Origin of the sequence: Nonomuraea antimicrobica, assembly GCF_039536965.1 — a bacterium.
Lineage (GTDB): Bacteria > Actinomycetota > Actinomycetes > Streptosporangiales > Streptosporangiaceae > Nonomuraea > Nonomuraea antimicrobica.
The window spans coordinates 1-9,632 of the sequence record NZ_BAAAZP010000214.1 but is presented as its reverse complement, the minus strand read 5'-3'; the positions used below and the strand labels follow the sequence as shown (position 1 = coordinate 9,632).

Genomic DNA, 9,632 nt, shown 5'->3' with positions numbered 1-9,632 from the left:
GCACGTCCCCCGGGTCCGCCGCCCAGCCCAGCGCGAGCCCGAGCGCCTCGGGGGCGAGGGTGTCGTCGGCGCACATGTACGACAGCACGTTGGCCGCCGCCACCCGTTCGGCCGCGCTGCCCCGCGCCCAGACCTCAAGGAACTCCTGCTGGACCTCCTTGAACGCGTGCCTGGCCAGCAGCGCCAGCCCCGCCGCGGCGCGTACCTGACTGGCCGGCCCCTGCCCCGGCAGCGACCTGACCCACTCGCGCACCGGCTGCCACAGCCAGAACCCGTACCGGGCGGCCAGCTCGGCCAGCACCTGCCCGCGCCGGCGGGCGTCGCGGAACCCGACGAGCCCGCCCTCGACGACGACCAGCGGGCAGCGTAAGGGCCGGCGGAGGGTCTCGTGGCTGAGGAGCCGTTCGAGCCGGGCGAGCTGCTCGTCGTAGTCGTCTTCCGCCGCCCGGTGGGTGAACGCCAGCGCCGCCACGGCCAGCACCTCGCGCATGGGCGGCTTGGTGTCGAACCAGGCCGCCACCTCCTCGGCGCCCGGCTCGCCGCCCTGGGCGACGCGGGCGGACAGGCGTACGACCTCGGCGGGCGTCGGCAGGCTCAGCGCCAGGTCCCGGCCGCGGGTCAGCTCCTCCTGGCTGAGCCCCGCCCGCCGTCCGGACGTTCTCAGGCACAGGTCGTACAGCTCCCCTGGATCGGGCGCGGCCCACGGGTGCTCCACCTCGACCGCCTCGGAGGGAGCACCGTTCCTGGTCACCACCAGGTACGAGCCCAGCTCGGCCAGCTTGCGGGCCAGGTTGACCAGCTCGGTGCGGTCGGTGCTGACCGCGATCCAGTCGTGCAGCAGGTAGGCCCGGCCCGGTTCGTACTCGGTGCCGGACAGCAGGTCGCGCGCGTCGGCGGCCGGTGACAGCACGGTGATGGTGCTCTCGGCCAGCGACATGCGCGACAGCAGGGCGAGGCCGCCCAGCCGGCGGCCCGTCTCCTCCTCGCCGACGAGCACGAGCAGGTGCCGCATGGACAGCCGGCGCACGGCGTCGGGGAAGCAGCCCGGCTCCAGGTACGAGCGCAGCAGGGCGTCGGCCGCGCGCCGGCTCAGGTCTCCGGTGGCCGGGCCGGTCACCGCGCGCAGGTGGTCGCCGACCGCTCTCAGGCTCCCGGTGAGCGTAATGTTGTCGAGGTCGATCTCGCCCGGTTCAGGCGTTTCGGTCACGGGGCCACCTCGGAATTGACTGGAAAGTTTTCTACGGAGTTTCTGGTCAGACAACAAAATTCTTCGCTTCGCACAGTTTTATGCGAGAGGGTCGCACAGCGTCACGGCTACCCGTTGACCTGCGGAGACCAGACCTCACGACCGAGAAAGCGGACATGCCGATCATGCCCTCCATGGCTCCGGCGGGCCCCCACGACCCTTAGATCTCCAACCTTTACACGATCTAGGCCGACATGAAAACTCGAATGGGGATAGAGGAAGATTAATACGTATTTACGGGCTATGGGAGGACCGTCCACAATGACTAGTCAAGCCCGTGGAGGCTTGACCGCGCGTCCTCACGCGCAGCAGGTTGGGCATGTGACCGAGCGAACGCTGGGCAGGCTGGCCGAGGAGTCGTGGGACCGCTTCGACGACCACGACTCGATCTTCTACGAGGGCGTCTGGCACCGCAGTCACGCGCTCGCCGTACGTGCGCGCCGGATGAGCGGCGGGTTCGCCGAGGCCGGAATCCGGCCGGGCGACCGGGTCGCGGTGATGATGGCGAACTCGCCCGAGGTGCCGCTCGTCTACCAGGCACTATGGGCGGCGGGCGCGGTGGTGACGCCGGTGGTGTTCCTGGTGGGACAGGAGGAGCTGCGGCACATCCTGCTCGACAGCGGCGCGAGCGCGATCGTGACCTCGCCGGAACTGGCCGACGACGTCCGCGCCGCCGGCGTCGACCTCCCCGTGTACGCGGACACGGCGGAGCTCGAACGCGCCGCCGAACGCGGCCCCGCCAGCAGGGACCCGGGCGACCTGGCCGCCCTCATGTACACCGGCGGCACGACCGGCAGGGCCAAGGGCGTCATGCTCAGCCACGGCGGCCTGTGGCACGTGGCCAAGGACGCCTTCGACCTGTCACACCAGGAGGGGAGGAACCGCGCGCTGGTGCCCGTGCCGCTGTCGCACGCGTACGGGCTGATCGTCACGGTCGCCTCGATGCACGCGAGCGAGCCGCAGCAGGCGGTGCTGATGCGCTGGTTCGACCCGAAGGCGTTCCTGAGGCTGGCCGCCGAGCAGCACGTCCAGTACGGCACCGTCGTGCCCGCCATGGTCCACCTCCTGCTCGCCGAGCCGCTGGAGACGTACGAGCTGCCCGACCTGGCCTACCTCACCTGCGGCGCGGCGCCGCTGGGCCGGGCGGCGCTGGAGGAGTTCGAGCGCAGGCTGCCCGGCGTGCGGATCCTGGAGGGCTACGGCCTGACCGAGACCAGCGCGGTCACCACCTTCAACCCGCCGGGCCGGCGCCGGGCGGGCAGCGTCGGGCTGCCGCTGGCCGGCTACACGATCACCATCCGCGACCGCGCGGGCGAGGCGGTGGAGACCGGGGACGTCGGCGAGATCTGCGTCGCCGGGGAGTCGCTCATGCTCGGCTACTGGGGCGAGCACGAGCCCGACCCCGAGGGCACGGCGCTGGTCGGCGACGAGCTGCGTACCGGTGATCTCGGGTGCGTGGACGACGACGGGTATCTCTACGTCGTGGACAGGAAGAAGGACCTGATCATCCGTGGCGGCTTCAACGTGTTCCCCCGCGACGTGGAGGACGCGCTCGACCGGCATCCCGACGTCGTGATGTCGGGCGTCGTCGGCCGTCCCGATCCCCGCGTCGGCGAGGAGGTCGTGGCCTTCGTGCAGCTCAGGCCGGGGGCGACGGTGACGGCGGAGGAGCTGATCGGGTGGGCGCGCGAGCGGGTGGGCCGGGTGAAGTATCCCCGCGAGGTGCGCTTCGTCGACTCCGTGCCGGTGACCAGCGTGCTCAAGCTCGACCGCAAGGCCCTGCGGAGCAGGCTCGGCTGACCGCCGGGAAGGCTCTGCCGATCTCGCGCACGCGGTCTGACGCCTGTCGATTCCGTGATAATTGTTGACCTGTCTGGAGGTGAACATGGGTCAGGAAGATCCGTCGGGATATCCGTACCAGCCTTATGGGGCGCCCTACGGCGAGCAGCCGCCGCCTCAATACGGCTATGGCTACGGCACTCCGCCCCCGCGCAACGACGGACCGAGTGCCAACGCCATCGTCGCGCTCGTGCTCAACCTGGTCGCGGTCGTCTCCTGCTGCAACGTCCTGGGCATCCCCGGCGCGATCCTGGCCGGTCTGGCCATCGGCAGGTCACGCACCGAGCCGCGGACCGCGCGCACCATGATCACCTGGAGCTGGGTCCTGTTCGGGCTGGGCTTCGTGGTGACCATCGGCACCTTCCTCGCCCTGGGGTTCAGCGGCGCGTTCGACGACTGATCAGACGGTCCTGAGGACTAATCCTGGCCTGCCCGTTGTTGGAGAGTCGGAGCGGGGAGGCCGGGATCAGGAGACGATGGTCCTGACGCGCCAGGCCCCCGTCTGAACCCCACGGAGAAAAGCCAGTGAGCGATGGACCGCTGATCGTCCAGTCGGACAAGACGCTGCTGCTCGAGGTCGACCACGAGCGGGCCGACGCCTGCCGCAAGGCGATCGCGCCGTTCGCCGAGCTCGAACGCGCTCCGGAACACGTGCACACCTACCGCATCACCCCGCTGGCGCTGTGGAACGCCCGCGCCGCCGGGCACGACGCCGAGCAGGTCATCGACGCGCTGATCGGCCACAGCCGCTACCCGGTGCCGCACGCCCTGCTCGTGGACATCGCCGAGACCATGGCGCGCTACGGCCGGCTGCGGCTGGAGAAGGACCCAGGGCACGGGCTCGTGCTCACCTCCACCGACCGGGCCGTGCTCGAAGAGGTGCTGCGCTCCAAGAAGATCCAGCCGATGCTGGGCGACCGGGTCGGCGACGACACGGTCGTGGTGCATCCGAGCGACCGGGGCAACGTCAAGCAGGCCCTGCTCAAGCTGGGCTGGCCGGCCGAAGACCTGGCGGGCTACGTCGACGGCGAGCAGCACACGATCAAGCTGCTGCAGGAGGGCTGGGAGCTGCGGCCCTACCAGCGCGAGGCGGCCGAGGCGTTCTGGAACGGCGGCTCGGGCGTGGTCGTGCTGCCCTGCGGCGCGGGCAAGACCATCGTGGGCGCGGCCGCCATGTCCCACGCCCAGGCCACCACGCTCATCCTGGTCACCAACACGGTCTCGGCGCACCAGTGGAAGAGCGAGTTGCTCAGGCGCACGTCGCTGACCGAGGACGAGATCGGCGAATACTCCGGCTCGAAGAAGGAGATCCGCCCGGTCACCATCGCCACCTACCAGGTGATGACCACGCGGCGCAAAGGCGTCTACAGCCATCTGGAGCTGTTCGACGCCCGCGACTGGGGCCTGATCGTCTACGACGAGGTGCACCTGCTGCCCGCGCCGATCTTCCGGATGACCGCCCATCTCCAGGCCCGCAGGCGCGTCGGGCTGACCGCGACGCTGGTGCGGGAAGACGGGCGCGAGGGCGACGTGTTCTCGCTGATCGGCCCCAAGCGCTACGACGCGCCCTGGAAGGAGATGGAGAACCAGGGCTGGATCGCGCCCGCCGACTGCGTCGAAGTACGCGTGACGCTGACGGACCAGGAGCGGCTGGCGTACGCGATGGCCGAGTCCGAGGAGCGTTACCGGTTCTGCGCCACCACGCCGTCCAAGACCCACGTGACCGAGGCCCTGGTCCGCCGCCACCTGGGCGAGCAGGTGCTGGTCATCGGCCAGTACATCGACCAGCTCGACGAGCTGGGCGAGCACCTCAACGCGCCCGTCATCAAGGGCGACACCAAGGTCAAGGAGCGTGAGCGCCTCTACCAGGCGTTCCGCGACAAGGAGATCCAGGTGCTGGTGGTGTCGAAGGTGGCCAACTTCTCCATCGACCTGCCGGAGGCGGCCATCGCCATCCAGGTGTCGGGCACGTTCGGCTCGCGCCAGGAGGAGGCCCAGCGGCTCGGGCGGGTGCTGCGACCCAAGGCCGACGGCGGGGGCGCCCGGTTCTACACGGTGGTCAGCAGGGACACGGTCGACCAGGAGTTCGCGGCGCACCGGCAGCGGTTCCTGGCCGAGCAGGGGTACGCGTACCAGATCATCGATGCCGACGACGTGCTGGGCGGTGTCTGAGAGGTGTGGTGTGATGCCCGGCCGCTCGCCTGAGCGGCCAGGCATTCAGCGTGGTGTCACGTCCACGAGACTCCGCGGGCCGACATTCGAACCACCCCCCTCACCTGCGTACTATCACGCCGCCTGCGACATACCCCCATGATCCGACAAACGCACCTGAAATGCCCGAATTTTTCGGTATTCCCAGGTTCGTTGCAGGAAGCCGCTTCTGTCGGGCTTGTGGTGATAGACGGGCGGACTCGGGTCCCCCTGCGCGAACCGGCCTAGCGGGACATCATCCCTCCGACGAAGAGCACGCCCTCCGCCGCGATCCAGGCCACCACCCCGGCGGCCATGAGGCCCGCGAACGTACGCCGGTCCTGCCTGGCCCACGGCAGCAGCCAGGCGGCCGCCGTGCAGCAGGCGGCCAGCGCGGCGAACAACCCCGACACCGTCGAGACCAGGTCGAGCCGCCGCGAGCACGCGGCAGCGGCCTCATCGCCGGAGCAGAACGCCGCCAGCCCCCACCCGGCGAACACCGACAACCCCCACAACGCCGCCAGCAGGAAGCTCGCGATCGTGGGGATGATCGGCGAGAAACGGAGTTGGACCCGCGCCACCTCCCGTCCCTACCCCGCCCGCCGCCGGTAAATGCCTTGGAGGCCCAGCTGAGTCGCCACTAAGCTGGCGGATTCGCTGCCTTGACCACCTCCGTAATCCACCAGGGAGACGTTTCCGCATGCCCGCGCACCAACTGGCCCCCGACATACCTCCCGACCTGCCCACCGACGTGCTCGCCGCCGAGCAGACACACCTGGCCGACTCCAGGGCCGCGCTGCAGGCCATGCGGGTCCACGCCCAGTCCCTGTCCGCCGACGCGGCCGGCGACTGGGTGTCGCAGCAGATCCTCCAGTCGCTGCTCGACCAGCGGGTGGCGGCCCTCGCCGACCATCCGGACACGCCGCTGTTCTTCGGCCGCCTCGACCGCACCGGCCACGACGACCTGCCCGGCACGATCTACGTCGGCCGCCGCCACGTGCACGACGGCCACAGCAAACCGCTGGTCATCGACTGGCGGGCCCCGGTGTCCCGCGCGTTCTACCAGGCCAGCCCGGCCGAGCCGATGGGCGTCGTACGCCGGCGCCGCTTCGGTTACCACGGCGGCGCGCTGACCGCGTACGAGGACGAGCCGCTCGGCGAGGGCGGCGAGATCGGCCCCTCGAAGATCCTCACCGAGGAGATCGAACGCCCGCGCACCGGCCCCATGCGCGACATCGTGGCCACCATCCAGCCCGACCAGGACGAGATCGTCCGCTCCACGCTGGCCCAGACCGTGTGCGTGCAGGGCGCGCCCGGAACCGGGAAGACCGCCGTCGGCCTGCACCGGGCCGCCTACCTGCTGTTCACCCACCGCGAGCGGCTGGCCAGGTCGGGAGTCATGATCGTCGGGCCCAACCGGGCCTTCCTCTCCTACATCTCCTCCGTGCTGCCCGCGCTCGGCGAGGTCAAGGTCGACCAGACCACGGTGGCCGGGCTGCTCGGCGAGCACGCCACGCCGGAGGATCCGCTCGTGGCGGCGATGAAGGGCGACGCCAGGATGGCCGCCGTGCTCGAACGCGCCCTCTGGCTGCACATCACGAAGCCCGAGGAGGGGGTGGTGTTCACGAAGGGCGCCTACCGCTTCCGGGTGGCCGACCACGAGGTACGCGAGATCGTCGCCTCCCTGCGCGGCACCACCCGCTACAACCCCGGCAGGGCCGCGCTGGCGCAGCGGCTGGCACACCAGGTCCTGGTACGGATGGAGCAGCGGGGCGAGTCGCCCGACGACCGGGTCCAGGACGCCGTGGCCCGGTCGAAGCCGGTCAGGCAGCTCGTGGACGCGGTGTGGCCCAAGCTGACGCCCGAGCAGGTCCTCCATCGGCTCCTCGCCGACCCGGACTTCCTCGCCCGGGCCGCCAAAACCGATTTGTCGCCCGACGAGCAGGAAATGCTGATCTGGCGGAAGCCGTACCGGAGTCACAAGTCCGCCAAGTGGTCCGCCGCCGACGCCGCCCTCCTCGACGAGCTCCTCGACCTCATGGAACGCACCCCCTCACTGGGCCACCTCGTGGTGGACGAGGCTCAGGACCTGTCCGAGATGCAGCTCAGGGCGCTGGGCCGCCGGTGCCGCAACGGCTCGGCCACCGTGCTCGGCGACCTGGCCCAGGGCACGACGCCGTGGTCGACCAGGTCGTGGGAGACGGTGCTTGAGCACCTGGGGCAGCGCGAGGGCGAGGTGACGGAGCTGACGCTCGGCTTCCGCGTACCGCGCGAGGTCCTCGACTACGCGGCCCGCCTGCTCCCCTCCATCGCGCCCGAACTGGCCGCCCCGCGCTCGCTGCGCCCCGGCGTCGGCTCGCTCACCATCACCCCGGGCGGCTCGGTCGCGCGGGCCGCCGAGGAGTCTCTGGGCAAGGAGGGCTCCATCGGCGTCATCGTCCCCGACGCGCTGGTCGCACAGGTCTCACAGGCGCTCGACGGCCTTCCGCACGCCGTGCTCGACCCCGACTCCGCCGAGGAGCACCGCCTCCTCGTCGTCCCCGCCACCCTGGTCAAGGGCCTGGAGTACGACCACGTCATCGTGGTCGAACCGGCCGACATCGTCTCGGCCGAACCGAGAGGGCTGGCCCGGCTCTACGTCGTACTGACTCGCGCGGTGACCTCACTGACGGTCCTGCACGACAAGCCCCTCCCCGCCGAACTGACAATCTGACCAGCCCGTACGACGCCCCGCTCCCGCCAGGGCCGACTTCCCGGCGGTCCGCTCGAACGCACGAGCCCCACGGGCGGAGCGACAACCCAACGCCCCACTCCCCCCAGAACGCCCAACAACCCGACGACGGGGCGGGGTGATCGTGGTGGTGGCTTGGGAGGTGGCGGGCGCGGCCGCTTCTAGGATGGCTGGGGCAAACACCCGGCTCTCACCCTAGGAGGATGCCGTGCCCGCACCGCTTCCCCACGAACACCTGCCGTCGGTCCCCGCACTCGTGGTCGAGAGCGACGACCTCCAAGACGGCGGAACGCTCGCCGACCTGCACGTCTTCAACGACTGGGGCATGACGGGCCAGAACCTGTCGCCCCACCTGCGCTGGTCCGGCGCCCCTGAGGGCACCCGGGGCTACGCCGTTACCTGCTTCGACCCCGACGCGCCCACGGGCAGCGGTTTCTGGCACTGGGTGCTGTTCGACCTGCCGGTCTCGGTGACGGAGCTGCCCACGGGCGCGGGCACCGCCCCCGACTTCAAGGGGCTGTCCGAGGGCGCCACGCACGCCCGCAACGACTACGGCCTCAAGGCGTACGGCGGCGCGGCCCCGCCCCCCGGCGACCCGCACCGCTACGTGTTCACGGTGCACGCGCTGGGCGTCGACTCGCTCGGGGTCGACAGTGACGCGAGCCCGGCGGTGGTCGGTTTCAACATCACGGCCAACACCCTGGCCCGGGGCCACATCATCGCCTCCTACGGCGTCTGACCCAACGCGCCGGGCCGCCTCGGGACACGCCCGCTCCGGGCACCGTCCGCCGGGAGAAAGACCAGAGCGCCTCGCCGTGATCGGCGAGGCGCTCTGGTGTGTCGGAGCCGGGTCGGGTCAGCCGGCGATCTTGGCCTGGGCGCAGGCCATGAGCTGCGGCAGGAGCGCGTCGACGATCGCGATCCCCGTCGTCGTGCCCGGCAGGCACAGCGGGGCCTGCAGCTCTCGCAGAATGCCGAGGTCGGTCACGAAGTTCTCGTCGGCGTACGCCGGGGCGGCCGTGGCGGTGGCGGCGGCCAGGGTCAGAGCGGCGATGCCGAAAATACGCTTGCTGCGGGAAAGCATTGTCTACTCCTTCGTTGAGGTGTGTGGCACCACCTTTCCTCACCGCAAGTAGTAGATCAATTGCGAAACGTAATGGCAGCTCAACAAAAACAAGAGCGGCCCGGAAAGAACCCGGGCCGCCCTACGTTCCGGCGACGGAAAAGACCTAGAAGTCCATGTCGCCGCCACCCGGCATGGCCGGAGCGGCGGAGGTCTTCTCGGGCTTCTCGGCGATGACGGCCTCGGTCGTCAGGAACAGCGCCGCGATGGAGGCGGCGTTCTGCAGCGCCGAACGGGTCACCTTGGCCGGGTCGAGAATGCCGGCCTCGAACATGTTGACATATTCGCCCGTAGCGGCGTTGAGGCCCTCACCCGGGGTGAGGTTGCGCACGCGCTCGACCACGACGCCACCCTCGAGACCGGCGTTGACCGCGATCTGCTTGAGCGGCTCCTCCAGCGCCTTCTTCACGATGGCGGCACCGGTGGCCTCATCGCCCGAGAGCTCCAGCTTGTCGAACGCCTTCGCGCCGGCCTGCAGCAGCGCCACGCCACCACCGGGGACG

The 9,632-nt window shown here is 70.4% G+C and carries 9 protein-coding genes; 5 read left to right on the top strand and 4 right to left on the bottom strand.

The genetic code is table 11. The features are described 5' to 3' along the window. Positions 1-1,207: hypothetical protein (locus ABD844_RS46325; RefSeq protein ID WP_344894087.1), on the bottom strand; the 1,207-nt coding region annotated here is incomplete at its 3' end. A 360-nt stretch (positions 1,208-1,567) separates the two neighbouring features. Here ABD844_RS46325 and ABD844_RS46320 point away from each other — a divergent pair. The 3 genes from ABD844_RS46320 to ABD844_RS46310 all read left to right on the top strand — a co-directional run bounded on the left by ABD844_RS46320 (position 1,568) and on the right by ABD844_RS46310 (position 5,257). Further along, the gene (locus tag ABD844_RS46320) at positions 1,568-3,046 is read left to right on the top strand and encodes an AMP-binding protein (RefSeq protein WP_344894084.1); all 1,479 of its coding nucleotides are present in this window, start codon (positions 1,568-1,570) and stop codon (positions 3,044-3,046) included. An 85-nt stretch (positions 3,047-3,131) separates the two neighbouring features. Then, positions 3,132-3,485: a hypothetical protein gene (locus ABD844_RS46315; RefSeq protein WP_344894081.1), complete on the top strand. Its 354-nt coding sequence runs from the start codon at positions 3,132-3,134 to the stop codon at positions 3,483-3,485. 125 nt (positions 3,486-3,610) lie between these two features. Further along, positions 3,611-5,257 carry a DNA repair helicase XPB gene (locus ABD844_RS46310; protein ID WP_344894078.1) on the top strand — a complete coding sequence of 549 codons (1,647 nt, stop codon included), beginning with the start codon at positions 3,611-3,613 and terminating at the stop codon, positions 5,255-5,257. A 263-nt stretch (positions 5,258-5,520) separates the two neighbouring features. Here the strand turns inward: ABD844_RS46310 and ABD844_RS46305 are convergent, their stop codons facing one another. Further along, entirely contained in the window at positions 5,521-5,856 is a 336-nt protein-coding gene (locus tag ABD844_RS46305) for a hypothetical protein (RefSeq protein ID WP_344894075.1), read from the bottom strand. 119 nt (positions 5,857-5,975) lie between these two features. Here ABD844_RS46305 and ABD844_RS46300 point away from each other — a divergent pair, with 119 nt between their 5' ends. Together ABD844_RS46300 and ABD844_RS46295 are read left to right on the top strand one after the other, a co-directional pair. Continuing rightward, positions 5,976-7,988, top strand: coding sequence for a HelD family protein (locus tag ABD844_RS46300; protein ID WP_344894072.1), 2,013 nt, complete (start codon positions 5,976-5,978; stop codon positions 7,986-7,988). Between the two features lie 226 nt (positions 7,989-8,214). Beyond that, on the top strand, positions 8,215-8,745 hold the full coding sequence (locus ABD844_RS46295) for a YbhB/YbcL family Raf kinase inhibitor-like protein (RefSeq protein ID WP_344894069.1): 531 nt from the start codon (positions 8,215-8,217) through the stop codon (positions 8,743-8,745). 117 nt (positions 8,746-8,862) lie between these two features. On the opposite strand, the gene ABD844_RS46290 is transcribed toward ABD844_RS46295, so the two are convergent. Both ABD844_RS46290 and ABD844_RS46285 read right to left on the bottom strand, forming a co-directional pair. After that, entirely contained in the window at positions 8,863-9,090 is a 228-nt protein-coding gene (locus tag ABD844_RS46290; protein WP_344894066.1) for a hypothetical protein, read from the bottom strand. 145 nt (positions 9,091-9,235) lie between these two features. Beyond that, positions 9,236-9,632: TCP-1/cpn60 chaperonin family protein (locus tag ABD844_RS46285; RefSeq protein ID WP_344894063.1), on the bottom strand; the 397-nt coding region annotated here is incomplete at its 5' end.